Source organism: Candidatus Nitrosotalea sinensis (assembly GCF_900143675.1).
GTDB lineage: Archaea > Thermoproteota > Nitrososphaeria > Nitrososphaerales > Nitrosopumilaceae > Nitrosotalea > Nitrosotalea sinensis.
On sequence record NZ_FRFC01000001.1, the window covers coordinates 21,074 to 47,828 of the forward strand.

The following is a 26,755-nucleotide window of genomic DNA, read 5'->3' on the forward strand; positions in this document are numbered from 1 at the left end:
ATCAGGTGTACGGTCCAGCATTTGCTATCTCTTGTGCCACGTTGCCAAATTTCTTAAAGTTATCAACAAACATCTGAGCCAACTTTTTGGCAGACGAGTCATATGCATCCTTGTCAGACCAAGTGTTTCTCGGATTTAGTACATCAGATGGAACATTTGGACATGTTACAGGAATATCAAGATTAAACACATCATCATGCCTATACTGAACCTTGTCCAGCTCGCCTGACAATGCTGCTGTAACCATGCTTCTAGTATAATGAATATTCATTCTCTTTCCAATTCCATATGGTCCGCCTGACCAGCCAGTGTTTATCAAATATACTATAGTATTGTGCTTGGTTATTTTTTCTCCCAAGAGTTTTGCATAAACTGATGCATGTCGTGACATGAAAGGAGCACCAAAACATTCTGAGAAAGTAGCTTTTGGTTCAGTGATTCCTCTCTCAGTTCCTGCAAGCTTGCTAGTATATCCAGACATAAAGTGATACATTGCACCTTCCTTTGTCAGACGAGCTATCGGAGGTAACACGCCAAATGCATCAGCAGTCAAAAATATTATCACCTTGGGATTTCCTCCCAAGCTAGGTATCACAGCACCAGGAATGTAATCAAGAGGATAAGCGGCTCTGGTATTTTCTGTGAGGCTGCCATCATTAAAGTCAGGCATCATTGTAGATTTGTCAATCACTACATTCTCAAGCACAGCACCTGATCTTATTGCGTCCCAAATTTGAGGTTCGGCTTCCTTGTTTAGATTGATGCATTTTGCATAGCATCCACCTTCAAAATTAAAGACGCCAGTATCAGACCATCCATGTTCATCATCACCAATCAACCTACGATTAGAATCAGCAGACAACGTAGTCTTTCCTGTACCGGAAAGCCCAAAGAACAAAGCTGTGTCTCCTCCTTTTCCAATATTAGCAGAACAGTGCATAGGAAAAACACCACGTGATGGCAAGATGTAGTTCATGACAGAGAACATGCATTTTTTTATCTCTCCAGCATAGGATGTAGAACCAATCAGTACGACTTTCTTTGAGTAATTTAGAATGATAAAGGCATCAGTCCTTGTGCCATCTGTTTCAGGAGTTGCCTTGAAATCATTTAATGCAATAACAGTATATTCAGGATTGTGGGATTCCAATTCCGATGGAGTTGGTCGTATGAATAATTGCCTTACAAACAGGCTTTGCCAAGGATGATCAGTTATGATTCGAATTGGTAGTCTGTGTTTTGTATCAGCACCTACAAATCCATCAAAGATAAAGATCTCCTTTCCTTGAATGTATTGCTTCATTTTTTGGTATAATTTATCAAATTTATCATCTGGGAATGGGTGATTGATTTTTCCCCAGTCAACAGTATCATGAGTTTGAGAGTCATCCACTATGAAACGGTCATCAGGTGATCTTCCAGTATATTTTCCAGTCTTTACTGCTATTGCCCCATTTGCAGTCAGAATTCCTTCATTTTTTTCTTCAATTAAATCAATGAGTGCATCCACCTGCAAATTTCTCTGGATCTTTGCGGGTTTAATGCCCATTTGCTCCAATTGCGATACAACGTGACGAGTGATCGTAGGCTCCAAATCCTCTATCATCTGGTAAGTCGACTTCCTATGAAAATCCTTATTATCTCTTCGGATCATGCAAACCCAAACAAGAAACGTATTTATTGTAAAATTTAATCATAGTCGTGTACATGCCGATCAATAAAGAAGCTCTTGAACTTAGAAAGAAGGTGTCTGAGCACAGACCAGAATTTGTAAGACAAGAGAGTTGGAGATATTCAAAATTAGCAAAGTCTTGGAGAAAACCAAAAGGTATGGACAACCACCAGAGAAAACAAAAGAAAGGATGGCCAGCTCTTGTTCGAGTTGGATATGGTGGACCAAAGATCGCAAGAGGATTACATCCATCAGGATTTACAGATAATCTAGTTTACAATTTGAGGGACTTGGAGAAACTTGATCCAAAAAAAGACGGAATCAGATTTGGTCATGGAGTAGGAACAAAGAAGAGAACCGAAATAATCACCAAGGCAATAGAGAAGAACTTTAAAGTATTCAACGCGAGAGTGTCAGCAAGTGGTAGTAAATCTTAAGTCAAAAAGACAGCTGGTCTCCAGAATTCTTGGAGTCGGAGTAGGTAGAGTAAGATTTGATCCAGAGTATCTAGATGATATCACTGATGCAATCACCCGTGACAACATTAGAAGTTTGATTACTGCAGGAACAATACAAGTAAAACCAGTTGTTGGAACTTCAAAAGGAAGATCACACTTTAAAAAATCACAGAGACGCAAGCGTGGAACTAAACAAGGTTCCAAGAAGGGACGAAAAGGATCCAGAGTAGGAAAGAAGGAAGTATACGTAAAGAGAATAAGAGCAATGAGACACCAGCTAAAGGTTTCAAAATCAAGAAAAGAAATAGCAAATGAAAACTATTGGAAACTATACAAGCAAGTAAGCGGAAATCAAGTTAGAAACTTGGCCCACCTTAGAAGCCTCATAGAAGAAGTTAGAATCAAAAAGTAAATTCAAAATCTAAAGATTACATCAGCATTCTGAATTCTACCTTTCTTGATTTCAATTCCTTCTCTTGACAACATGTTTGTTTTTACTTTCTCCCCCCACGCATATCCTCCTACCTTTCCATCAGACATTATCACGCGATGACATGGTACAATAACAGGAAAAGGATTCTTGTTCATCATTCTCCCAATGGCTCGTTGACCATTTTTCAAACCAACTGCCTTGGCAAGTTCCCCATATGTTGTCACTTTACCTTTTGGAACCTGTAAGAGTTTTTCATACACTTTATGTTCTAGTTTCAAATTTTTATCATCTCAAGCCTAGAAGAATTTATCATATCTACTATTTTTTGTTTATTGCTACCTAGTCCGTTCCAGTCAACTAGAGCAAGTTTTGCTTCACTGTTACGTTTTAAGATGTGATCAAACAATTCCGAATCTACATTATCAAGACCATGTTTTGGAATTATGGTTCCCAGAGCCAATTTACCTTCTATTAGTTCTTTATTGAATTTACTAGGATAGTGAGTACCTCCAAAGCATATTGCAACATCATTTTTTTGTGGTTTTTCAGACATTGTATTTACTACTACCTCAGATACATCTTCGCACAACTGTTTGTCATTCCATTCCTTTTCAGTGGTGCCTATCTCAATGAACAAACTTGGTTTGCCAAGTGCTGTTGGTCCATGATGAGTTGCCTCAATTATGATATCAAACTTTGAAAAGAGGTTTTTTCTCTCCCATAATTTCTTCATATATGACTTTTGTATGTGAGGATGAGGTATTGCTACTTGTCTTGGAAATCCACCAAACATGGCATCTCCAAAGTTTCCCGTACTATGACATGTCAATGCAAGAGTGCCACTCTCAGCAGCATGTTTTGACAAGAATACATAGCCATCATAATGATACTTGTCTTCAATCCAATCCGCAGATATTGCAGGGGTTGGTATCACCACAAGATCAAAATATTTTCCACGGTAGATTTCACCATCTTTTTTCATTTGTTTTGAAATAAAATATGCCATGTTATATCCAGCAGGATCAGATTCGTATGCGATTAGTAATTCCACAATTAATGATCAAAATCTCGCTTTATTATATCAAAGGATGTATACTGACACATACTTCAAAATTTAAATAATACTAGTAGTATGATAGTATAATGAGAGTAAAATTAGATCCAAATGTGAAAAGAGATACAACATCAATCAAGATAGATCCGTTTGTCTGGAAAGAAGCAAAGAAAGATGCAATTGACAGGGAACTTGATTTATCACAACTAGTTGAAATTGCGTTAAAGACTTGGTTAGAAGATGAAGATCCAAAAAAAGTCAAGAACGATCTAAAAGAGAGATAGGAATGTCTCGTTCTGTAGAATTAGAAAAAGATTTGACACGAGTTTCTGACATACTAGATAGAAACAGCAACTGTTTAGAAGAATGGCCAATGTTACAAATGAGGAAGAAGAGATGTGGATGGTATTCAGTACAATATCCACACTTAGTCATTTTCTCAGTGTATCATACAAAGTATCTCTTAATACATTAAATGAAATCAACGTCTTGTACAGTATAATAGATAGACTACCAAGAAAATCAGAGTTTGATGAAATTAGAACTATGGTTGAAAAACAAAAAGAAAACATCATCACTACTCTGGTTCCCATAAAAGAAGCATTTGAGAAATCAGCAGAGTATGAAAATTTTGGAAGAAAAATGAATGATAAAAAGGATTGAACGCAAAGTGCAAGACAGACATCACATAGACAAAAATGAGAAATTCACAGAATCATTAAACATCCTAGAAAACAGAAGCAGGGAGGATCTCATAGAAAAGTGGTTGGCATTGAATCCAAAGGATATTACAGATTTTAATAAGACAGGCATTAAGAAAATAACTACAAAGGTTACAATAACATTTGATTTTGGCAAGGAAGAACGCCTGTTAACATTTCAGCCATTAAAGTAACCCACTTTAAAATAAGAATTATAAGGACACTTTGGCAAAGTCCTGCAATGGTAAAGGTAAACCCAAAGCAGATGCTCAAGGACATGGTCAACACTATGAAACTTGCCAAGAAATCAGACAAGGAAGACTATGCAGAGCATCTACGATTGGTTGTACTTGGTATGGCTACACTTGGTGCCATCGGATTCATAATTCAATTCACCTTTGCTGTTATTAATTTAGGACATAGATAAAATGGCTCAAGAAACAAAATCACACTTTTTTGCAGTTAGGACCACTGGAGGTCAAGAGAAAGTAGTCATGGGCCTACTGGAAAACAGAATCAAACTAAAGAAACTCAACATACAGTCAGTATTGCTACTTGACAGTCTCAAAGGGTATGTAGTTGTAGAAGCAATAGATGCCAATGCTGCATTTGATGCATTACAAGGAATTAGACATATCAGAGGACAGCTACGCGGGGAATTAGCATTCAAGGATATTGAAGGATATTTGGTAAAGAAATCTACTGTTTCAGAACTTGTAGTTGACCAAGTAGTTGAGATCATCGGTGGTCCATTCAAGGGCATGAAAGCTACTGTTACAAGAGTGGATCATGACAAAGAAGAAGCTACTGTCATCTTACTTGACGCTCCATACCAATTACCAGTAACTGTTGATGCAAACTACCTTAAACCATCAACTCAGTAGCAAGGATTAAATTCGCAGTTATAAGGAAAATAAAACATGGCAGATATGCAAACTGTTTCTGCACTTGTAACAGGAGGTCAAGCTAGTGCTGGCCCACCATTGGGACCTACATTGGGACCTTTAGGTGTGAACATATTACAAATAGTCACTGCCATAAATGACAAGACAAAAGATTTTGAAGGAATGAAAGTTCCTGTCACAGTAAATGTAGACAAGGCAACAAAAAAATGGACAGTCGAAGTAGGAATTCCTTCTGCTGCAGCTTTAATTCTAAAAGAGGCAGGAATTCAGAAAGGTTCTGGAACTTCAGGTGCAACATGGGTAGGAGACATTACAACTGATTCAGTTGTCAAGGTTGCCAAATTAAAAATAGATTCATCTTATGCATTAAGCATCAAGACTGCTTCAAAAGAGATAATCGGAACTTGTCTTGCATTAGGAATCAAGATAAACGGAAAGAATCCAAAAGAAGCAACTGCCGAGCTAGAAGCAGGCAATTGGGACGATAAATTCAAGTAAATTATTCTGTAACAGTATAAACTGCATCTTTGTCAGTCTTTTGCAATTCTACAAAAGTTTCAGTGTTTTGTATTCCCTCTATCTTTCCTATCTTTTCTATAGCCACAGTGTGCAGTTCTTCAAGATTTCGTGCACGCAAAGTAAGCAGTATGTCGAACCTTCCTGTAACTTCAGATATTGAAACAATTTCAGGAGTTTTCAGCAATGCTTTGTGTATCTGATCCTTTAATTTTGGATCTCTGTTAATTCCCATTGTTGCCCTTACCCCAATTCCAATCAATGATTCATCAACAACAATTGTGAATTTTTTTATGAGTTTCTTCTTGACAAGCCTTTTTACCCTACTATAGAGAACAGATGTATTCACACCTAGTTTCTTTGAGAGATGTGGAACCGAAGTATTACCATCACGGCTCAGCTCGGTAATTATTTTCATGTCTAATTCATCAAATTTGTGCAACTTTGCGACTTGTTTTTATTACTATTTAATAAATGTAAGTTACTTTTCCAAAAGTATTCTTGTTTCAAGGCCAATTATAATACATAAAATTTTTACAAATATGCAATTCTCGAAGGATTTTATCTCTAAAGGATTTTAAATAGGCAATTTAGAAAACATTCGTAATGATTACCGAGTCCCAGATAGCTCAGATGATAACTGATGCTAAAAAGAGTACAAAACAAAGAAAATTCAAGCAGGCAGTAGAGCTAATCATGGTATTCAAGGACATAGATGTAAAGAAAGGATTTGCAATTAATGAGATAGTTCAGCTTCCAAAGAAAATGAACAAGTCTTCTGCAATATGCGTAATTGCATCAGGTGATTTGGGAGTAAAGGCAAAAAGTGCCAATGCAGACCTAGTCGTAGACAGTGCACAAGTAACACAGATGGGCTCAAACAAAAGAGAGTCTCGTAAATTAATCAACGGTTATGACTTTTTCCTTGCAGACACTACAGTGATGGCAAATGTAGGTAAAACATTGGGTCAATTCATGGGTCCGAGAGGAAAGATGCCAACACCAGTTCCATTTAATGCTCCAATTGATTCCATATTGGAAAGATTTAGATCCTCAATAAGAGTAAGACTGAAAAATTCTCTATCACTAGCATGCAAGATTGGTGATGAAACAATGTCTGATGAAGATTTGCTAGCAAATGCAAATGCAGTAATTGGAACAGTAGAGAAAAAATTGCCAGGTGGAGACAAGAATATTAAAAAAATAATGATCAAGACAAGCATGGGTAAGATCTCAAAACCAACACAACAAGGAACGAAGTAAAATGCACGAGAACAGAAAAACATATCCTCAAAAGAAAGCCCAAATGTACCAGCAATTACAAGAGTTGCCAAACAAGTACAAAGTTGTGGCCCTTGTAAGAATGGAAAAAGTAAGATCATCCCAATTATTGCCATTGAGAAAAAAATTCAAAGGCGAAGTAGAGATTGTAAGTGTAAAAGATAAAGTTGCCCAGAAAGCACTTTCTACATTAAAGATTCCAGGTATTGAAAAACTTGCAGCAAACCTAGTTGGTCAATGTGTACTAATGTTTACCAACATGAGCCCCATCAAATTGAACATTTTACTTGGTAAGAACAAAGTAATGATGGCTGCAAGAGGCGGAGATAAGGCAAGTATAGATGTAGTAATCAAGGCAGGAAACACAGGAATTACACCAGGTCCAATTCTCACAGATTTCAAGGAAGCAGGAGTATCCACCAAGATTGATCAAGGAACAGTTTGGATTACAAAGGATTCAACAGCTGCAAAGAAGGGAGACATCATATCAGGAAAGTTAGCCACCCTTTTGAGCAAACTTGATGTCAAAGCAGTAGAGGCAGGCATTGTCCTAAATTCAGCTCTAGAGGACAAGGTAGTATACAATCAGGATGAGCTTACAGTAGATGTTGAGCAATACAGAACAGCATTTGCACAAGCACACCAGGAAGCAATGTCACTAGCAATAGAGATAGGCTACATAACCAAAGAAAACATCAACATCATACTAGCAAGAGCTTCACAGCAGGCAAGATCACTTGCAATAGAATCAGGCTTCCTCACAGAAGATACCAAAGAAGCAACAATCCAGAGAGCACATGGCCAGGCAAAAGCAGTGGCAACAAAAGCAAAAGGTTACACTCCTCAATAAGTAACCATTACCTGATTGCTTTTGGCAAGTTCCAGTTGTATTTCATAGCAACCAATCTCAACACCGTTGTCATCAAGATGGAACAGATTGTAGCTAGTTCTAACATAGATGTAAAGGCCAACAAGACATAAAAAACAACAACTCCCAGAAAACTAGCCGAAGCATATAATTCCTTTACAAAAACCAACGGAATCTCATTTACAAACATGTCTCGCAATATTCCTCCCCCCACAGCTGTTACCATTCCCGCCATAACTATTGCAAGAAAATTCATTCCAAACAATTGATAAGCAATAGTAGCACCAATTGCAGTAAATACACCCAGACCAATAGCATCAAATTTTAAAAACAAATTCCAATGTTTTTGCATTTTCGGATACAAAAAGAAGATGACAACACCAGTGAGGGTTGTTATGATTACATATGTTGGATCAGATATAGAATGAGGAGGAAAATGCCCAAGTGCAATGTCACGTATAGTTCCACCTGCAACACCAGTTATGGTTGCAAGAATAATAATTCCTACAATGTCTGCCTTGTGTTCAATTGCCTTAAATGCACCAGTAACTGCAAATGCCATCGTTCCAAACATGTCCAGAACAAGTACGATATCCTGGACTGAAAATAATGTCGTCAAATTAACAGGTTAAACTAGACCAAAGTAAATAATGTTTGAGATTACAAAAAAGGTAGATTACAGGTTTAACCGAATAGTGCGGAAAGACCTTCCATGGCTTGTTCTTCAGTCTTGGCAGATGGCAACTCGGCTTCTTTCTTTGCCTCTGATGCACCTCCACCTGCTGGAGCTGCTGCTGGTGCAGCAACTGCTACTGGAGCAGCCTTGATTGCTTCTTCAATGTTAACATCAGCTAGTGCAGCAACGAGTGCTTTTACTTGAGCCTCATTTACCTCAGCACCGGAAGCCTTGATAACATTAGCAATATTTGCTTCGTTGATTTCCTTCTTTTGTTTGTGCAAAAGCAACGCAGCGTATACGTATTCCATTGTAAACAATTTTTGCAAGAGGCATAATATAAAACTATGGAGCCTAAAAGAAAAAATTAGTTTTTTAATTCAATATCTTCAGACCACGACAGATCGAATACATGTATTTCTTTAGATCCTTATCATAAAGTGTATCCATTCTTTGTTTTAAGAGTCGCTTTGCTTGTTCTCTTTCTTGACCTTCAGGCAATGAAAGTACATTGTTGATCAATTCAGGAATTGACTCTCTAACCCAACCAGAAATAATGTTATGTATATTTTTGTGAACTTTTTCAACAGAGTCAGTGTTAACGTCAAAGACTCCAGTAAAATTATTGTATTCTACTCTATATATCAAAGCAAAGATGCATTCTTTCGGATTTGGATTTTTTAAAATTTCAAGCGATTGAGGGCCAGCCTTTCCTTGTGCTACTTTATTTTTCAAGCCTACAGGATTTATTATAATTCCATTAACTCCAATATTGGAATTTTCTACTCCCGTTACAATACCTACAACAATATCTTTGTATTCCCCATTAGGCTTTGATGCAAAGACATGGTCTCCCTCCTTCCAGCCCTTTCTTACAAACATAAGAAATTTCTCCAATAAATCATATTTAATGTGTTGGTTCAGAATGCTTAATATCAGTCAGAAGAAAAAATTGTGAAATGGACAAGGACCAGATCCTCGCAAAATTTTCTACCGAGCCTGACAGATATTACAAGGTAGAATTATTTGAAAAGGAAGGTTTTCGAAGAAAATCCTGCGTCAAATGTAAGAGGTTTTTCTGGACTTTGGACGATGGAATAATCTTGTGCCCTGATCACATAGAAAATAGCTATTCATTCATAGGCGAACCGCCCACAAATAAGAGATTTGATTACACCCAAGCATGGAAAGAAGTAGAATCATTTTTTGTTCAAAATAATCACAAGTCAGTTGGAAGATATCCAGTAGTTTGCAGATGGCGTGATGACCTTTATTTCACAATTGCATCAATTGTAGATTTTCAAAGAGTCATGGGATCAAAGGTAGTCTTTGAATTTCCAGCCAACCCATTGATTGTCCCACAAACATGTCTTAGATTCAAAGATATTGAAAATGTAGGAGTCACAGGTAGACATTTCTCGAGTTTTTGCATGATTGGGCAGCATAGCATACCAAATGCTCAAGGATATTGGAAGGATAAATGTGTGGAGCTTGACTTCAAACTTTTAACAGAAAGATTCGGGATTAATAAAAAAGAGATAGTATTTGTAGAAGATGTGTGGGCAGGTGGAGGATCTTTTGGATCATCACTTGAATATTTTGTCAGAGGATTAGAGCTTGGTAATGCAGTATTTACAGAATTCCAAGGAGATCTTACCAATTACTCCATACTAGATCAAAAAATTATAGACATGGGAGCAGGTCTTGAGAGATTTGCATGGGTAACAATGGGAACTCCTACCGCGTATGATTGTTGTTTTGGACCAATTACAAATTACATGACAAGCAAGATAGGTATCGACATTGATTCCAGCATAATTTCAAAATATTTCATGGCAGTAGCAAAATCCCTTTCAGAATCAGATGACATGGGACTAGTACGAAAGAATGCGGCAAAGATTACAGGTCTAGACGATTCAAAACTTGATAAGATGATTTCTCCACTTGAGGGAGTTTATACTGTAGCAGATCACTTGAGAACTTTGATATTTGCAATCTCGGACGGAGCACTACCTAGCAATGTTGGAGGAGGATACAATCTAAGAATGATCTTAAGAAGGACGCTCGCTACAATTGACAGATTTGGCTGGAATTTTGATCTAAATGATCTAATTGACCTTCACATAGACTATCTCAAGTCCACATATCCTGAACTTGAACACACACGAAATGATGTCAAAACAATAATCGAGATAGAAAAAAATCGCTACATTGAATCTAAAGTTAGAATGAAGAACATGGCTTCCACATTAAAGACACAAAACAAGAAATTATCAGTAGATGACTTAATTCGTCTATACGAATCAGATGGTATAACTCCAGATTTTCTCAAAGAATCTCAAATAATACCAGAGATACCATCTACATTTTACGAGAGACTTGCAGACTTGCACCAATCTGAGAAGACAGAAAAGAAAGAAGAATTCAATTTAGACGGCATACCTGATACGGATTTATTATATTACAAAAATGACCCACATGAATTTGAAGCCAAAGTACTCAAGATAATAAACAACAAATTCGTGGTATTAGACAAGACATCATTTTATGCACGAGGAGGAGGACAGGAACCAGATCATGGAAAGATTGCTCAATTTGATGTCATAGACGTAAGCAAACATGGAAACATAGTACTGCATGAAACCAGTGGAGGAGTTCCAAAAGAAGGCGCAGTGATTAAATGCAATATTGATTCTATGCGCAGATACGGAATAACACGAAACCACACCAGTACACATGTACTAAATGCCTCTGCAAGAAACACATTAGGTTTATGGGTATGGCAGCATTCTGCCTTTAAAGATGAAGACTATGCAAGACTGGACATTACACACCACTCAAACCTCACAGATGAAGACATAACAAAGATAGAAGATCTTGCTAATACAACAATACGAAAAGACATTCCAGTTTTAATCAACCAGTTTGAAAGAGGACAGGCAGAACAAGAATATGGATTTAGAATTTACCAAGGAGGAGTAGTACCGGTAAAGCTAGTGCGAATTGTAAACATCGAAGGTTTTGACGTAGAAGCTTGCGGTGGAACACATGTACAAAAAACAGGAGAGCTTGGACTGATAAAAATTACAAAAGCAGAGAGAATCCAGGACGGTGTAGTCAGATTAGAATTCGTTTCAGGCCAATCTGCACTCAAGTACACCCAGTCCCAAGACAGAAAAATAACACATCTAGTAAAGTCTCTTGGCTCCAGCAAAGAAAAATTGTTGGAATCTTTTGATCGTGCCATGAAAGACTCGGAAGATGCCAAGAAAAAATCAAGACAATTAATTAAAAGAACGTCAGAAACGTCCGCAAAACAAGCAATCTCTCAAGCAAAAAACATTGGCAAAATCAAACTATACACAATAGCAGACGAGGAACTTGATGAAGAATTCCACATACCGGTTGGAGAACTTGCAACAAAGATGGACCAGTCATTAATCTATTGTGCACTTGTCATAAAAAATGAAACAATCAAGATAATAGCATTTTGCGGCACGGATGCGATATCAACTAGCAAGGCAGGAGATTTGGTAAAACAAGTCTCCAAGGTACTAGGAGGATCAGGAGGTGGAAAAGACACATTTGGTCAAGGAGGAGGAAAAGATCTCTCAAAGATAAAAGATGCCTTGTCAACCATTGAGAATCTAGTCACCGGAGAGAAATAACACATGGATTGGATATCACTTGAAGAAAAGTGGAGACACAAGTGGGAGCAAGGAAAGTATTTTGAGACTGACCCAAATAATGATAAAAAATTCTTTGTAACAGTGGCATACCCGTATCCAAATTCACCTCAACATGTAGGACATGGAAGAACATACACGCTGGCAGACGTACATGCAAGATTCATGCGTATGTTAGGGTACAACGTGTTATTTCCGATGGGATTTCACTATACAGGTACACCAATTCTCGGCATGGCAAGAAGAGTTCAAGACAACGATAAGAAATTGCTTGAAACATTTCGCACTTTGTACAAGGTTCCAGACGAGAAGATAGAAGAGTTTGTCGAACCAGTAAAGATTGCAGATTATTTCCACCAGGAGATTAAAGCAGGAATGATTGAGATGGGATACTCGATAGACTGGAGAAGAGAATTTACAACAATAGATCCTGTTTACAGCAAGTTTATCGAGTGGCAATTTGGAAGACTGAGAGAAAAAAATCTCATAATCCAAGGCACCCACCCTGTAGGATGGTGTCCAAAAGATCAAAACCCAGTATCACAACATGACACACAAGGAGATGTAGAACCAAGTTTCACAGAGTATACAATAATCAAATTCAAGTATGACAAGTACATCATTCCCACTGCAACACTTAGACCAGAAACAATTTTTGGAGTGACAAACATCTGGATAAACCCAGATTTCATTTACGAAATAATTCAAGTCGATAATGAGACATGGATAGTAAGCAGCGAATGTGCAAGAAAGCTAGAATTTCAAAACAAGACAATAACCAGGTTAGACAAGATACCAGGAAAACAACTAGTAGGTAAAAAAGTTCAGGTCCCAGAAAGAAATGATCAAATTCTGTTGCTGCCCGCAACTTTTGTCAAAAGTGAAAATGGTACAGGCATTGTAATGTCTGTTCCCGCACACGCACCTTTTGATTACCAAGCCCTAGAAGATCTCAAAAAAGAGATTACAAAACATCCAGAACTCTCAGAAGTCGAACACATTAAAGCAATATCAATAATCGAAACTGATGGGTATAGTGAAGTTCCGGCATTAGATGCCATAAAAAAATTCCAGATAGATAACCAGAACAGTCCAAAACTAGATGAGGCCACCAAAGAGATATACTCAAAGGAGTTTTACGGTGGAAAGCTGAAACAAAACACAGGTAAATTTGCAAATAAAATAGTTGCAGACGCAAAAGAAGAGGTAAAAAAATGGATGCTGCAAGAAAAAAATGCAGACATTCTATACGAGCTGAATGAGATTCCAATACGATGTAGATGTGGTGCAGAATGTGTGGTAAAGATTCTCAATAACCAATGGTTTCTCAATTACTCTGATCCACAATGGAAAGAACAGGTGCATTCATGGATAAACGAAATGAAGATTCTTCCAGAGGACATCAGAAATGAATTCAATAATGTGGTTGATTGGCTCAGAGAGAGAGCATGTGCAAGACAGCACGGACTTGGAACAAAATTGCCATGGGACAAGAACTGGATAATAGAAAGTCTTGCAGATTCTGTCATCTACATGGCATACTATACAATATCAAAATATGTAAACAATAAAGAAATTACACCAGAAAATACACCTAGTGTATTTTTCGATTACGTATTTTTAGACAAGGGAGATGCAAACAATGTATCAACCCAATGTAACATATCGCTTGATCTTTTAGAGAAGATAAAAAAAGAATTCCAGTATTTTTACCCAGTAAACGCAAGACATTCTGGAAGAGATCTAGTTCCAAATCATTTGACATTTTTCATTTTTAACCACATTGCAATATTTCCAAAAAAATACTGGCCAGAGGAAATTGTAGTCAATGGTTCAGTACTTATGGACGGAAAAAAGATGTCAAAATCAGAAGGAAACATAATTCCACTAAGAGATGCCATAAGAACACATGGTGCAGATACCATAAGACTGACAATTTTGATTTCTGCAGAATTACTTCAGGATGCTGATTTTAATCAGGAAGCTGCAAAGGGAATTAAAAGCAAATTAGAAAACATGCTAGAAGAGTGTTCTAAATATACAGTTTCTCAATATACTGGTCTAGAACAAGAAGATCGGTGGATAAAAAGTAGAGCTGAGCAATTGGTTCTCAAAACTACTGCATCAATAAAGAAGATGAGATTAAGAGAAGCACTACATCTTATTCTCTACGAGTTTGATTCTGATCTTCAATGGTATATGAAGAGAGCTCTTGCCAAGAAGCGTGAAAACTTTGCAGGAATCTTACATAACATACTGTCTACACGAGTAGCAATGATGTCACCATTTGCACCATATGCATCAGAAGAGATGTGGTCAAGGCTTGGAAACTCTGGAATGGTATCAAAATCAAATTGGCCTGAATATCATGACAATATGATAGACTATGAATCTCTCCAGTCAGAAAACTTGCTCAAAAACACAATAGAAGATATCAAAAATATAATCAAGGTTACAAAGATAACTCCAAAAAAGATAACCATCTACACACCATCCCAATGGAAAGTAAAAGCATATCAAAAAATTCTATCAAAGATTGTTGCAGGTGAAATGAACATAGGAGCTCTGATAAAACATCTTATCGCAGATAAGGAAACAGAAGATGTAAAAAAGGATCCTGATTTTGTGAAAAAAACAGTAAATGACATACTAGCAGAATCACAAGAAGAACGAGAGGCAAAAAACAAGACAGGTCTCATTGATGAAAAGAAGATTTTTGCAGAGATGAATTCGTTGATACAAGCAGAATTTGGAATTACATCTCAAGTGTTTGCAGAATCAGACCAAGAAAAATATGATCCAAAAAACAAAGCAAGAACATCAAGACCATACAAACCTGCCATTTTGATTGAATAGCAATTGCCACATGTTTTTATTAGGTTATTTCAGGTATAAGGTAGTTTGAAGATAGCTGTAGTTGGCATAGGGGTTGCCGGAGCATATCTACTTGCAAGATTAAAGAATCAACACGAAGTGGTAGGTTTTGAGAGATCCACTATTGAAAATCATGATTCTATATGCGCTTGGGGTACATCAAAGGCTCCAATGGAAGAATTTGCAAACAAGGTAGGTCTAGATTTTGATGATTATGTAATACATGACGGAAAGCAGATGTACATTGACATGAATTCTGAAAGATTTCAGATCAAACTCAAGGGATTGTGTACTTACAATAAAATTGGTTTGATAAAAGACATGGCAAAAGGCTGTAAGATACACTATGGTGCTGCTCCAAAACTTCAAGATTTAGAATCAGAATTTGACATCATAGTAGACTCTACAGGTTTTCACAGATCATATCTACCAAGACTTGAAAAAGACTTTCACTTGCCAACATATCAGTATAAGGTAGAATATGAAAATGGTGTACCATTTGATGACTTTTATCTAAAACCATTCTCTTCCATTAGTGGGTATTTCTGGTATTTCCCTCTAGGGGACAACATTGCACATATTGGAGCAGGCGATAAAAACAGAAACCACATAGTAGAGACAAATGCATTTTTGAAAAAATACGGAGGCAAGATCTTAAAGACAGTAGGAAGACCAATACGTCTTGCAACTCCAGACATGTGTGAGCCATTCTATCACGGAAAGGTCATAGGGGTCGGAGAATCAATAGGAACCGTATACCCATTGCTGGGTGAAGGAATAATTCCAAGTATGACATGTGGAGATATCTTTGTGGATACACTTGGAGACAATGAAAGATACAGACAGACGGTTCTTGAAAAATTTGCAATATATTCAAAGGTGTTATCATTTGTAAGAAATAAAATGGATAGCAAATTTGGCATGATGAAGAATTTTTTTGATATGCTAGCAATTTACAGATACATGAAGAAAAATGAGAGAAGATTTGGAATGGAAATCAAAATGACTGACATGATGAAAGTTGCAAAAGCCTAACCAACAATAATTACATACTTACATAACCAAAGTTTTCTCTAGTAGTTCTGCTGGAATTCATAGTATAGTCATATATCATTTTTGAATACTCTATTAGAATATTTTTCATTTCATCAACAGATTTTGCAAAGTAAAATCCCGGACAATCACCTGTGAATTGAAATGTTGCATGAACCCTAACTTGTCCTTTCTCATTTTCAAGCCAGGATGAAAAAGGATACATGTAACATACTCCTGGTCTTGACGGATGTAATCCACAATAACCCTTCTCATCAAGGAACCTACACCGGATATAGGTGCCATCATTTGCTTCAGTCTCATCTTCCTTGCGTTTTAGATTTATCATAGTCATTACAACAGGATTTCCAGAAGGTCCTCTTTCTTCCCAAGTTGCTATGTTAGTCTCTTTTTTTACAAAATCTGATGCCTTTTCGTACTTCAGATGTTTGCTGATTGTTATCAAATCATTGCTTGTAAGAGGTAGTCGTCCTTGTCTATTACAGCAATTATGACAATCAGGCCAATAACATTTCCATAGAACATATCCATCGTCACCACCGATATATGGAATATGAAACACTACATCATTTACTTTTATTGCAAAATCTGATACGTTTGTTTTTTTACCCAAAATGAAATCTCGAATTATTGGTTCAATCATCCAACTTTGAGATAATGTGTCCAGTGCTTCTTCAATATTTGATTTCATCAACTATTAAATTGAGATTGGAACTTTTTGAACGTTGTCAATGTTGGAAGAGAAGGGAAAATACGCATCTGCTACCCAAAATAGAAGATTTGTTTGGGAGAAAGTTATGTGGCCGTTAATTTTGCAATTAAACACAACTACTTTTACCACAGGACAATACAAAGAAAGACGTGATCAAGTTTGCAAAGAACTTGACATACCATCATCTAAAATTGCAGGAGGCTTTGTGTCACTATTGTTAAAGGGAATTTTGTATAAAGAAAATGATCTTTACTCAATTCATTACAGATTGATTCCATATATGAGACTTGGAGCAAATTGTGATTATGCCACTGCAGTAAGAGAGGCCAGTACAAAATAATATATTCTCAAGAAATACAAGTCGTCTCGGTAGCCCGATAGTCTAGTGGCCAAACAATTTTGGGTTAGGGATCTCAGGCTCTGGATCTTACGAGAGGACACCTGGGGACGGCAGTTCGAATCTGCCTCGGGCTATCTAATTTTTAAAAAGTCAAAAGGCTTATCGTGAAGCCATTGCAATTCTTTCTAATTCATTTTTCTTCTTGACAGAAGGAGCATTCATGTCATTTGCAGACGCAAGTATGAGATGCTCTGCAAGATTTTCTTCAACTGCTTTTGGATTAGAAAATGATGCATCCCTTACACCTTCAGCAATGAATCGTAATGCCAAGTCAACTCGCCTAAGAGGTGCAACATCTACTGAAACGTGATAGACAGTTCCACCATAAACTATTCTTGTTGTGTCTTCATTTGGAGCAGAATTTTCTACTGCTCGTATCAAGACCTCAACTGGATTTTTACCAGTTTTCAAATAAATGATATCAAAAGCAGCCTTGACCGTATTTATTGCACGAATTTTCTTGCCTCCCATTCTTCCTGTGTTCTTGGCATATTTTTTTCCAAAGTGAGATAATTTGTTAACTAGTCTTTCTGCAATGTTTATCTCTGCTTTATTGAATCTTTTAAGAGCAGATCTGCCAAATGACATGGGCATTATTTCTTGTTTAAGTGAGATTACGTTTTTCAGGCCTGGGTCTTTGATATCAATATTTGAGATATCCCATTTTCTAAATAATAATAGATTTTGTGTCTCAGTCATTTTGATTATCTCCTTGGTTTTTCTTTCTTACCGTAAACAAGTTCTTTGAGTGATGTTCCATTTACTTTAAAGACTTTCCACCTGACACCAGGAATATCTCCAAGTGCTCCTCCCATAGATGCACCCATACCTTCCACATGAACTTCATCATGCTCATCAACAAAGTTAAGGGCACCGTCACGAGGAAGAAATGCAGTAACTGTTTTACCATTCTTTATGAGTTGAACACGAACACATTTTCTGACTGCAGAGTTGGGCTGTTTTGCCTCTATTCCGACTTTTTCCAATACAATGCCTCGAGCTTGAGGAGCACCTCCAAGAGGACTTGCTTTTCTGTCAAGACCTAACTCTCTTCTCTTGTATGTGCCTATAGACCATTTTTGCCTTTTTCTCTTATCCTTGAGAACTCTTCCTGCAAATAGACCTAGTGGTGATTTTGCCATAACATCTACTCCATTATTTTCTCCGGACTTTGTATAAGAACACTGGAAATTTGAAAGTATCTTTTTGCCAACAATCGTGCCTTTTCTGCATTACGGCCCTCTCTACCCACTACAATTCCTTTCTTTTTTGCATCAACTAGAATTATTGCCTGTAATGAACCATCCAATCTCTTGTTTATCTTTACTTCAGAGACTAGTTTTGGATTGAGCATATTTCTTAGAAACTCTGCTGGATCTTCAGAATATTCTACAAGTTCAACATTTCTTTTAACTACGTTTTGTAGATTTTTAATTGTAGAACCACCTTTTCCGATTGCTAATCCCATCTTACCTTGATTTACAACAAAAATCACTCTATCTTGTTTTTCATCCTCAATACAGTCTCGTGCTGTAGCTCCTGTTACATTTTGAAAAAGCGACATTAGTTTTATCTGATCTGTTGTCAGTTTGATTGTTTCCGTCATATCTTTTTTAAACTCGATCTCTTGGTGGGACATTTAAATCTTGATAGAAAATATGTGAGTAAAAGTACATTTGATTAATTCGTCTCTGTTTCAAGTTCTTTTGTTATTGCTTTAAGATTAGTATCGCTTAGAGCCTTGAGCGATATTGCCGAAATTCGGAATTGCGTTCCACATAATCTTCCAAGTTCTACAGAAGATCCATTGTAATTAATGGTCGGAACTTTGGAGCTTTTTGCAGCTTCTTGTATTTTTTCAAGTGTTTGTTGTTTTATAGAGGTAGACAAGACAATTGCTTTGGAACTTTTGATGGTACTTATTGCCTCCTTTGTACCAAAGGCATACTTGCCATCATCTATTGCATCTTTTATTATTTTTTCTAATAGTTTAGCCATCTTGAACCACTTTCATGTATAGATCAACAGTTCCTGTACCAATTGGAATATTTGCACCCACTATAACATTTTCTGTTACTCCTTTGAGTTCTTCAACTTCTCCTGCTAGTGCAGCCTCTGCGATTGTAGGAACTGTAATTTCAAATGCTGCTCTTGCGAGAACACTTGTCTTTGTTCCAGCAATTCCATGTCTTCCAATTTGTTGCAAGTATCCTCTAGAACACATCAAATCTGATACCAACATAATATATCTAATATCAACTTCTAGACCTTGGTCTTCAAGAGTAGAGCTTAATTCATTTATCAGTGAATTTCGTGCTGCCTCTATACCCAAAGTACTTGCTATCTCAAAGATATTGTTAGTTCGTATGTTCTTTTTATCAATTCCATCAATTTCCCACACTTTTGCAATGTTCGAACCAGAAGTTTGAATGACCCATTCTTCTCCTTGCTGCACAATTGTAACTCGTTCCACATCAGTTACACCCTTTACAGTAGTTGAAAGGACTTTGTTTCTCATTGCAAGAACAGTCTGAGTATCAGATTCTTCTGGTAATGTAAGTGTGATTGAATTTCCACTTGGTTCTATTTCGAATTTCTTTTTAGAAGATTGTAGTGCATCAACCACATCTTCAATGGTGCATGCTCTTTCTCGTAATTTATCCTGGTTAAGATTTAGTTTGATCTTTGTAGAGTAATCAGTTTCAGTACTAGATATCAATGCGCTGATCTTGGTATGCAGGATCTCTCTTGCTACTTTGATTGCTTTTTCCTTTGATTTCTTGTGGTTTTCTTCCAAGTAGATATCCATTGTAGGAGTTACAGGCTTCTTTCGTGCATCAACAAGTTCAATTAATCGTGGAAGACCCAAAGTTACGTTTCGTTCTCGGATACCTGCAAAGTGGAATGTTCTCAAAGTCATCTGAGTACCGGGCTCTCCAATAGATTGTGCAGTTACTACACCAACCGCTTGACCAGGTTCTACTTTGGCATTATCGTATAGTTCTAGTGCTTTTTTACAGACCTTGTCTACACCTTCCTTGCTTAATTTTGATTCAATTAGTGCATCATGTACTGTCTGTGCCAGACGTGGATTGAAAGTCTTGGTGTATTTTTTCACTAATTCTGTTATCTCTTCTTTAGTTGCTTTCTTTCCTGAATCTATGATGCTCTCAGATTCAATCAATCTTGTAATTCTAAACGCTTCACCATGATCACTTTTTGCAACATCAATACCATCTTCTCCATAAAGGAATTGGATTATGTGTCCGTGAGGATCTCTTACAGTTCCATCATATTCCAGTTTTAGATGTTCTAGTGCATTGATGAGTCTTCTCTGCATGTAACCACTTTGTTGTGTTCTTACTGCAGTATCTACAAGACCTTCTCTTCCTCCCATAGCATGGAAGAAAAATTCCAAGGTGGACAATCCTTCTCTGTAGTTAGACTTTACAAATCCTTTACCATCTGGATTTGCATCATTTTCTTTAAAGTGTGGTAATGCTCTATTACTATATCCTTTGAGAATTCTTCTACCTCTAATAGACTGTTGACCTAATGCACCTGCCATCTGACCAATATTCAATGAAGAACCTCTAGCACCAGTAGTTGCCATTATTCTTCCTGCATTGGTTTCATCAAAAGACTTGTCTGCAGAGTTGCCAGCCTTGTCTCTTGCTTTTGAGAGTTCATTTACAATATAAGCCTCTAATGCTTCTTCAGCTGATAGACCTCTACTTAGCTGCAGGGTACCTTTCTTTGCTTGTGCAATGAAGTCATATACTTTATCATATGACTCTTGAATATTTTCAAGGATTCCTTCTTTTGTCTTTGTTGCAAGCTCAAGATCAGCATAACCATAGCTAAATCCATAACCAGTGATGAATTGTTTTAGCATTATTAATATAGAATTGAGGAAATTCTTTGCCTCTTCATATCCATAATCTTTAGTAATTCTATGCAATACACTGTCCGGTTCTTCTGCACCTATTGATGCCTTGTCAATTACTCCACTTACTAGTTGACCATTCTTGATCACGACATCCTTGACAGGACCCTTGGTACCCTTGGACCACTTTGATGTGATAACATAGTTAAAGTCTTTAGGCAGGAAGAGTGAGAATAATTGTTTACCACTATAAAGTGAGCCAGTCTTTGTTTTTACTGCAGGTTCTGGAAATGTTCCATTGTAACCAGCCAACATTGCAAGGTTCGCAAATTCTTGTGGTGTTAGAGTGGTATCATCTTTTGTAAGCAAATATGCACCAGTGATGAAATCACGCAATGCACCTATGATTGGTCCTCCATATCTTGGAGAGATAAGTTGATCCTGTACACGCATCAATAGTATAGCTTCTGCTCGTGCTTCTTCACTTTGTGGCACGTGGAGATTCATCTCATCACCATCAAAGTCAGCGTTGTATGGAGGACATACAGAAGGATGTAATCGGAATGTTTTGCCAGGCAAGACTCGTACATAATGTCCCATGATAGACATTTGGTGCAATGATGGTTGTCTGTTAAACATTACAATATCACCATCAGAGAGATGTCTTTCTACGAGATAACCAATTTCAATATTGTTTGCAATTGTTTCTCTATCTTCTACAAAGTCAAGTCTTATTTTTACTCCATCTGGTCTTACGATATAATTAGCACCTGGGAATTTACTTGGTCCATTTATGACAAGTTTCTTCAGTCTGTCAATATTCCATTCTGTTACTACTTCAGGAATTGTCAATTTTGTTGCAACTGCTTCTGGAACACCTACTTCAGAAATCTGTAAGCTTGGATCAGGTGAAATAACAGTTCTACTTGAAAAGTCAACTCTCTTACCAGACAATGAACCTCTAAATCTTCCCTCTTTTCCTTTCAGTCTCTGAGTTAGAGTTTTGAGAGGTCTTCCTGATCTGTGATGAGCTTGTGGAATTCCAGAAACTTCATTATCAAAATAGGTCGTAACATGATACTGCAAGAGATCAACCAAATCTTGTACGATAAGAGGTGGAGTTCCAGCCTCTTTGCTTTCTTTGAGTCTTTGGTTTACACGAATGATATCTACAAGTTTGTGAGTCAAGTCATCTTCAGATCTAATTCCTGTCTCAAGAATAATTGAAGGTCTTACTGTGACTGGAGGTACCGGAAGAACTTGTAAGATAAACCATTCTGGTCTTGCAGTTGTTGGATCGTATCCCAGTAATTTCAGATCTTCATCTATCATGTGGGAGAATCTTTCTCGTATTGTGATTGGCAACAATCTGTTTTCACCAAGCTCAGTTCTTTCTATGAAAATTGTTGGTTTTGTGAATATTAGTTCGTATTGTGATTTTCCACAGTGAGGGCATGTCTTTTCCTTCTTTGCTCTTTCGATTATTTCAGTAGGAATATGTTTAATTGAAATTACAGTGTATGCAGCCTCTTTTTTCATAATGCGATGGTATTCTTCTAATTCTTCTTGAGGAATCTTTAGTCTTGCACATGATCTGCAAGTAGTTAACAACAACTTGTAGATATTATCAATAAATGCAATGTGTAATACAGGTTCTGCTAATTCAATATGTCCAAAGTGACCCGGACATCTTGCAGCAGTATTTCCACAAGTAAGACATTTTTGTCCTGGCTCCAAAGTACCCAGTCGTCCATCCATCAATCCACCTTGAACAGACATTCCATCTTCATCATATGTTTCAGGAGCAGTGATCTCAGCAACAGAGTATTTTCTTATTTCAGTTGGAGACCATACTGAAAACTTAATCCCATCAATTACTTTTATTGTTTCGAGTGCCATTATACTCTCTCCTTTATCAATAATCTTGGTGCAACATCAAGACTCATCATTTCCTGTAAGAGCAATTTGAATGCATATGCTACAGATATTGATGTGACTTTTGCCTTATCACCACAAACTCTACACACGAATTTTCGTTGTTTTATATCATAATATGAAACTAGTCCACATCTTTCACAGATGTAGATATCAGCCTTATCAGATTCATCAAGCAATCTGTCCTTCAACATCATTGATGCACCATATGCAATAAGACAATCTCGTTCCATTTCACCAAATCTCAATCCTCCACCTCTTGCACGACCTTCTGTTGGCTGTTTGGTGAGCATTTGTACCTGACCTCTTGCTCTTGCATGAATCTTATCTGCAACCATATGGTGAAGTTTTTGATAATAGACAACACCGATGAAAACATCTACAGCAAATGGTTTTCCTGTTCTTCCGTCATACATTACTTCTTTTCCAGAATACTTGAAACCATTTTGTTCTAATACACCCTTTACATCCTCAAGTTTTTCACCTACAAATGCAGAACCATCCATCTTGCTTCCACGCAGTGCTGCTGCTTTTCCAGTTACAGATTCAAGGAACATTCCTACCGTCATTCTAGATGGGAAAGCATGTGGGTTAATCATTACATCCGGTACAACTCCATCTGCAGTATACGGAAGATCTTCTTGATTTACAAGTAATCCTACTACTCCTTTTTGTCCGTGTCTTGATGCAAACTTGTCACCAATTTCAGGAATTCTAAGATCTCTTACTCTAATTTTATACATTCGTCCTCCGTCATGTGATTGTGTCATTACAACAGTGTCTACAACTCCATTTTCAGATGGTCTTACTCCTATTGATGTATCACGTCTGTACGGTCCTTTTACTTCAAATTCACGATATTCTTCCATAAATCTAGGTGGACTTGTTTTTCCAATCAATATGTCACCACCCTGTGCAGTGGCTTCAGTTGCAATTACTCCGTCTTCTTCTAACAATCTATACGCCTTGTCTCCTCTAAATCCACGAACATTTCCTTCAGCAGTTGGAATCTCAAAGTTATCTCTCATGCCTCCAGGATACTGTTTTGCCTCTGCTTCATAGATTCTGTAGAAGAATGTTCTTCCAAGTCCTCTATCAATAGATGATTTACTTAGAACGATTGCATCTTCAATGTTATAGCCGTCAAATGGTAAAACTGCTACAATGCAGTTCTGACCTGCTGGCCTGTCCTCCAATCCTAATAGATTCATAGCTTTTGTATTTACAATTGGAGTTTGCGGATAAAGCATCAAGTGTTGTCTAACATATGTACTAGCATTCATCAACGGAGTTGAAAAGCCCAAACTTTGCTTTGCCATCGCAGACTCGTATGTATTTCTTGGAGACTGGTTGTGTTCAGGGTATGGAATTATTGATGCACCTGCGCCAAGGATAGCAGATGGAAAGACCTCCATGTGAGTATGTTTCTTAATATCAGTCTCATCGATTGCAATGTAAGAGTTTTCTTCTTCATTAGCATCAACTAATTCAATTATTCCCATGTGTAACAAATCAGTCCAAGAGAGGAATTTTTTGCTCACCTTATCAATGAGTTCTTGTGTCAAGAGGACTTTATTTTCTTTAATTACGATAAGAGGACGCAAAACTCTTCCTGCATTACAATTGACATAGAGTCTTTTAGTAGAGCCTTCAAAGCTAGATTGATACAAAAAGATTCCCACATGAGGATGAATCTTGAAGTTTCTCCTAAGATCCCTTAGAGAATCAACGAGTTTTTGTCCATCCTTAAAGTACCCAATCAGTCTTCCGTCAACAAAAACTCTAGTACCTTCTTTTTTCAATTCATCTTTTGCATCTGACACATAAGTTACACCAAGGTCATAGAGTTTTTCAATAATATCCTCGGACGGTACATTAACAGAAATTATTGCAGACAAGGCAAGATTCTTGACAAGACCACAATTAGAGCCCTCTGGTGTCTCACTTGGACAGATTCTACCAAAGTGTGTAGCATGAAGATCTCTTGCTTCAAAGTTGGGTTGGCTTCGACTCAAAGGAGATTGAATTCTTCTGAGATGGCTTATTGTTGAAAGATAGTTAGTCCTATCAAGAAGTTGAGTTACTCCAACTCTACCTCTTCCCCAGTTTCCAGTTGCAATAGCATTATTCATCTTGTCAGTAACAATTCCAGGTCTCACTGCAGCTGCTACAGCATTAATACCTCGCTTTTGGCCTGATCGTTCTAATTGATATTTCATGTCCCGTACAAGATTTCTAAATGCGGTCCTGAAAAGATCAGCTAGCATTTGACCTGCAAACTTTATCACTTTGTTTCCATAGTGATCTTTATCATCAGTTGCAATCCATCCTAGTTTTAGTTCAATTAATTTGCATGTAGCTTCACCCAAGAACAATGCTTTTTCTTTTCTATTGTCAGGATGTTTGCCCAAGTGTGGTAAAAGACCCCAGTCAAGCAATGTTTCTGCTCTTTTTATCTGGAATTCTTCAAGCATACCAGGTGCAATTCTTTTACTAATGTAGACTATGGCATCTTTTGCAGTTGGTACATCACCAGATTTTTCAAAGGATCCCTCAAGTTCATCTTGGATATCATCTACAAGAGACACTGAAGCTGCAATATCTCTGTCAGATTCAAGACCTAGTGAACGCATCAATGTAACTACAGGAATATCAACAGGAGAACCAGGAATTTTTGCAACTATAAGGCCATCATTTTTCATTATCAATTCAAGTTTTGCCCTATAGCCAACTATTGACGAATAGACTTTTGCTTTGAATACAGTGTTTCCACCAACAGTCTCTCTGTCTACAATAATCTTATTGTAAGATAAATCCTCAAGCCCAACTATGACACGTTCAGATCCATTGATGATGAAATAACCACCAGGATCGTTTGGATCTTCACCATGTTCTACAAGTTTTTGTTCAGAAAGATTATGCAAAATACAAGCGTTTGAGCGAACCATGACGGGCATGTCTCCAATGTGAATGTATCTTGATTCTAGAATTTTTCCATCTTCAACTACACTTGCTTCAAGCATTATTGGAGATGCATATGTTACATTCCTAAGTCGTGCTTCCATAGGTGCGATGTGAGTTATGGAACCATCCAGTTCCATCATACGTGGTTGTTGAAGCTTTACTTTTCCAAGTTGAATTTTATATGGATATTCAGCACTTTCAATCTCAATTTGACCAACTTCATCTATGATACTTTGCAATCCCCTCTCAAGAAATTCATCGTATGAATTGAGATGTTGTCTTGCTATTCCTTCCCTCTTTAGAATATCTTGAATTATTGGCCAGCGTTTGTTTGAAATGTTTGCCATTATTCTTCCACCACGTATCGATAGTACAAGCTCTCGCCTGCAGTTGGACTCTTTCTTGTAATTTTTATCATATCACCAGGTTTTACACCTAGTCCTCTAATAGCAGGATCACTGACGTAGATCAGTGGCATTTCGGTAGGTTTGGTATGATATTTTTCAAGCACTTTTTCAGCTTCATCTTTAGTCATTATTTCATGTTTTGGAACATAGATGTGATCTGGAATGAGTATTTTTTCTTTTTTACTTATCATTTTTAAAATCTCCTTTGAACATTAGCTGTAAACGTATGATTAATCTGCAAACTAAGATGCATCCACCGAGAGGTTAATATATA

General features: G+C 37.2%; 29 protein-coding genes and 1 tRNA gene. 15 read left to right on the forward strand and 15 right to left on the reverse strand.

What is annotated here, in order from left to right:
• Position 1 precedes the first annotated feature (1 nt).
• Positions 2-1,606: a phosphoenolpyruvate carboxykinase (ATP) gene (gene pckA, locus NSIN_RS00130; RefSeq protein ID WP_101008800.1), complete on the reverse strand. Its 1,605-nt coding sequence runs from the start codon at positions 1,604-1,606 to the stop codon at positions 2-4.
• Positions 1,607-1,707: 101 nt separating this feature from the next.
• Here pckA and NSIN_RS00135 point away from each other — a divergent pair, with 101 nt between their 5' ends.
• Both NSIN_RS00135 and NSIN_RS00140 read left to right on the forward strand, forming a co-directional pair.
• A complete protein-coding gene (locus NSIN_RS00135) occupies positions 1,708-2,109 on the forward strand; it encodes a 50S ribosomal protein L32e (protein ID WP_101008996.1) in 402 nt (133 codons plus the stop codon).
• On the forward strand, positions 2,093-2,542 hold the full coding sequence (locus tag NSIN_RS00140) for a 50S ribosomal protein L19e (protein WP_101008801.1): 450 nt from the start codon (positions 2,093-2,095) through the stop codon (positions 2,540-2,542). The genes NSIN_RS00135 and NSIN_RS00140 overlap by 17 nt, the downstream gene beginning before the upstream one ends.
• A gap of 2 nt (positions 2,543-2,544) precedes the next feature.
• On the opposite strand, the gene NSIN_RS00145 is transcribed toward NSIN_RS00140, so the two are convergent.
• Both NSIN_RS00145 and NSIN_RS00150 read right to left on the reverse strand, forming a co-directional pair.
• On the reverse strand, positions 2,545-2,841 hold the full coding sequence (locus NSIN_RS00145; protein ID WP_101008802.1) for a methylated-DNA--[protein]-cysteine S-methyltransferase: 297 nt from the start codon (positions 2,839-2,841) through the stop codon (positions 2,545-2,547).
• Positions 2,838-3,614, reverse strand: a complete 777-nt coding sequence (locus NSIN_RS00150) for a D-aminoacyl-tRNA deacylase (protein ID WP_101008803.1) — start codon at positions 3,612-3,614, stop codon at positions 2,838-2,840. Before NSIN_RS00150 ends, NSIN_RS00145 begins: the two co-directional genes overlap by 4 nt.
• 92 nt (positions 3,615-3,706) lie before the next feature.
• On the opposite strand from NSIN_RS00150, the gene NSIN_RS00155 reads away from it, so the two are divergent.
• The 6 genes from NSIN_RS00155 to NSIN_RS00180 all read left to right on the forward strand — a co-directional run bounded on the left by NSIN_RS00155 (position 3,707) and on the right by NSIN_RS00180 (position 5,721).
• Positions 3,707-3,901, forward strand: a complete 195-nt coding sequence (locus tag NSIN_RS00155) for a hypothetical protein (protein WP_101008804.1) — start codon at positions 3,707-3,709, stop codon at positions 3,899-3,901.
• Positions 3,902-3,983: 82 nt separating this feature from the next.
• Complete coding sequence (locus NSIN_RS00160; protein ID WP_101008805.1) at positions 3,984-4,280, forward strand: hypothetical protein; 297 nt, start codon at positions 3,984-3,986, stop codon at positions 4,278-4,280.
• Positions 4,264-4,512: a hypothetical protein gene (locus NSIN_RS00165; RefSeq protein ID WP_101008806.1), complete on the forward strand. Its 249-nt coding sequence runs from the start codon at positions 4,264-4,266 to the stop codon at positions 4,510-4,512. Before NSIN_RS00160 ends, NSIN_RS00165 begins: the two co-directional genes overlap by 17 nt.
• Positions 4,513-4,559: 47 nt before the next feature.
• Positions 4,560-4,745 (forward strand): SecE/sec61-gamma family protein translocase subunit, encoded by a 186-nt coding sequence (locus NSIN_RS00170; protein ID WP_245871847.1) that lies wholly within the window; start codon positions 4,560-4,562, stop codon positions 4,743-4,745.
• Position 4,746: 1 nt separating this feature from the next.
• Complete coding sequence (locus NSIN_RS00175) at positions 4,747-5,202, forward strand: transcription elongation factor Spt5 (protein WP_101008807.1); 456 nt, start codon at positions 4,747-4,749, stop codon at positions 5,200-5,202.
• A gap of 36 nt (positions 5,203-5,238) precedes the next feature.
• Positions 5,239-5,721, forward strand: coding sequence for a 50S ribosomal protein L11 (locus NSIN_RS00180; protein WP_101008808.1), 483 nt, complete (start codon positions 5,239-5,241; stop codon positions 5,719-5,721).
• Between the two features lies 1 nt (position 5,722).
• Here NSIN_RS00180 and NSIN_RS00185 read toward each other — a convergent pair whose 3' ends face one another.
• The gene (locus NSIN_RS00185; protein WP_177346280.1) at positions 5,723-6,157 is read right to left on the reverse strand and encodes an Lrp/AsnC family transcriptional regulator; all 435 of its coding nucleotides are present in this window, start codon (positions 6,155-6,157) and stop codon (positions 5,723-5,725) included.
• A gap of 188 nt (positions 6,158-6,345) precedes the next feature.
• Between NSIN_RS00185 and NSIN_RS00190 the strand changes: the two genes are divergently transcribed.
• Positions 6,346-7,002: a 50S ribosomal protein L1 gene (locus NSIN_RS00190; RefSeq protein ID WP_101008810.1), complete on the forward strand. Its 657-nt coding sequence runs from the start codon at positions 6,346-6,348 to the stop codon at positions 7,000-7,002.
• Position 7,003: 1 nt separating this feature from the next.
• Positions 7,004-7,870, forward strand: coding sequence for a 50S ribosomal protein L10 (rplJ, locus tag NSIN_RS00195; protein ID WP_101008811.1), 867 nt, complete (start codon positions 7,004-7,006; stop codon positions 7,868-7,870).
• Between the two features lie 7 nt (positions 7,871-7,877).
• Here the strand turns inward: rplJ and NSIN_RS00200 are convergent, their stop codons facing one another.
• The 3 genes from NSIN_RS00200 to NSIN_RS00210 form a co-directional block, all read right to left on the reverse strand.
• Positions 7,878-8,462 carry a TRIC cation channel family protein gene (locus tag NSIN_RS00200; RefSeq protein WP_101008812.1) on the reverse strand — a complete coding sequence of 195 codons (585 nt, stop codon included), beginning with the start codon at positions 8,460-8,462 and terminating at the stop codon, positions 7,878-7,880.
• 110 nt (positions 8,463-8,572) lie between these two features.
• Positions 8,573-8,875 carry a 50S ribosomal protein P1 gene (rpl12p, locus tag NSIN_RS00205; protein ID WP_101008813.1) on the reverse strand — a complete coding sequence of 101 codons (303 nt, stop codon included), beginning with the start codon at positions 8,873-8,875 and terminating at the stop codon, positions 8,573-8,575.
• Between the two features lie 64 nt (positions 8,876-8,939).
• The gene (locus NSIN_RS00210; RefSeq protein WP_101008814.1) at positions 8,940-9,446 is read right to left on the reverse strand and encodes a hypothetical protein; all 507 of its coding nucleotides are present in this window, start codon (positions 9,444-9,446) and stop codon (positions 8,940-8,942) included.
• Positions 9,447-9,523: 77 nt separating this feature from the next.
• Between NSIN_RS00210 and alaS the strand changes: the two genes are divergently transcribed.
• The 3 genes from alaS to NSIN_RS00225 are packed head-to-tail and all read left to right on the forward strand — an operon-like array spanning position 9,524 to position 16,159.
• On the forward strand, positions 9,524-12,232 hold the full coding sequence (alaS, locus tag NSIN_RS00215) for an alanine--tRNA ligase (protein ID WP_101008815.1): 2,709 nt from the start codon (positions 9,524-9,526) through the stop codon (positions 12,230-12,232).
• A 3-nt stretch (positions 12,233-12,235) separates the two neighbouring features.
• Positions 12,236-15,106 (forward strand): leucine--tRNA ligase, encoded by a 2,871-nt coding sequence (gene leuS, locus NSIN_RS00220; protein ID WP_101008816.1) that lies wholly within the window; start codon positions 12,236-12,238, stop codon positions 15,104-15,106.
• Positions 15,107-15,151: 45 nt separating this feature from the next.
• Entirely contained in the window at positions 15,152-16,159 is a 1,008-nt protein-coding gene (locus tag NSIN_RS00225; RefSeq protein ID WP_101008817.1) for an NAD(P)/FAD-dependent oxidoreductase, read from the forward strand.
• A gap of 10 nt (positions 16,160-16,169) precedes the next feature.
• Here NSIN_RS00225 and NSIN_RS00230 read toward each other — a convergent pair whose 3' ends face one another.
• Complete coding sequence (locus NSIN_RS00230) at positions 16,170-16,871, reverse strand: YkgJ family cysteine cluster protein (RefSeq protein ID WP_101008818.1); 702 nt, start codon at positions 16,869-16,871, stop codon at positions 16,170-16,172.
• A gap of 37 nt (positions 16,872-16,908) precedes the next feature.
• Between NSIN_RS00230 and NSIN_RS00235 the strand changes: the two genes are divergently transcribed.
• Both NSIN_RS00235 and NSIN_RS00240 read left to right on the forward strand, forming a co-directional pair.
• Positions 16,909-17,229: a hypothetical protein gene (locus NSIN_RS00235; protein ID WP_101008819.1), complete on the forward strand. Its 321-nt coding sequence runs from the start codon at positions 16,909-16,911 to the stop codon at positions 17,227-17,229.
• A gap of 31 nt (positions 17,230-17,260) precedes the next feature.
• Positions 17,261-17,363 (forward strand) — tRNA-Gln (locus tag NSIN_RS00240).
• A 25-nt stretch (positions 17,364-17,388) separates the two neighbouring features.
• Here NSIN_RS00240 and NSIN_RS00245 read toward each other — a convergent pair.
• The 7 genes from NSIN_RS00245 to NSIN_RS00275 form a co-directional block, all read right to left on the reverse strand.
• Positions 17,389-17,988, reverse strand: coding sequence for a 30S ribosomal protein S7 (locus NSIN_RS00245; RefSeq protein WP_101008820.1), 600 nt, complete (start codon positions 17,986-17,988; stop codon positions 17,389-17,391).
• 5 nt (positions 17,989-17,993) lie between these two features.
• Positions 17,994-18,431 (reverse strand): 30S ribosomal protein S12, encoded by a 438-nt coding sequence (locus NSIN_RS00250; protein ID WP_101008821.1) that lies wholly within the window; start codon positions 18,429-18,431, stop codon positions 17,994-17,996.
• Between the two features lie 5 nt (positions 18,432-18,436).
• A complete protein-coding gene (locus NSIN_RS00255) occupies positions 18,437-18,895 on the reverse strand; it encodes a NusA-like transcription termination signal-binding factor (RefSeq protein WP_101008998.1) in 459 nt (152 codons plus the stop codon).
• A 74-nt stretch (positions 18,896-18,969) separates the two neighbouring features.
• The gene (locus NSIN_RS00260) at positions 18,970-19,287 is read right to left on the reverse strand and encodes a ribosomal L7Ae/L30e/S12e/Gadd45 family protein (protein WP_101008822.1); all 318 of its coding nucleotides are present in this window, start codon (positions 19,285-19,287) and stop codon (positions 18,970-18,972) included.
• The gene (locus NSIN_RS00265; protein WP_101008823.1) at positions 19,280-23,074 is read right to left on the reverse strand and encodes a DNA-directed RNA polymerase subunit A'; all 3,795 of its coding nucleotides are present in this window, start codon (positions 23,072-23,074) and stop codon (positions 19,280-19,282) included. Before NSIN_RS00265 ends, NSIN_RS00260 begins: the two co-directional genes overlap by 8 nt.
• Positions 23,074-26,421, reverse strand: coding sequence for a DNA-directed RNA polymerase subunit B (locus NSIN_RS00270; protein WP_101008824.1), 3,348 nt, complete (start codon positions 26,419-26,421; stop codon positions 23,074-23,076). Before NSIN_RS00270 ends, NSIN_RS00265 begins: the two co-directional genes overlap by 1 nt.
• On the reverse strand, positions 26,421-26,672 hold the full coding sequence (locus NSIN_RS00275; RefSeq protein ID WP_101008825.1) for a DNA-directed RNA polymerase subunit H: 252 nt from the start codon (positions 26,670-26,672) through the stop codon (positions 26,421-26,423). Before NSIN_RS00275 ends, NSIN_RS00270 begins: the two co-directional genes overlap by 1 nt.
• Positions 26,673-26,755 lie beyond the last annotated feature (83 nt).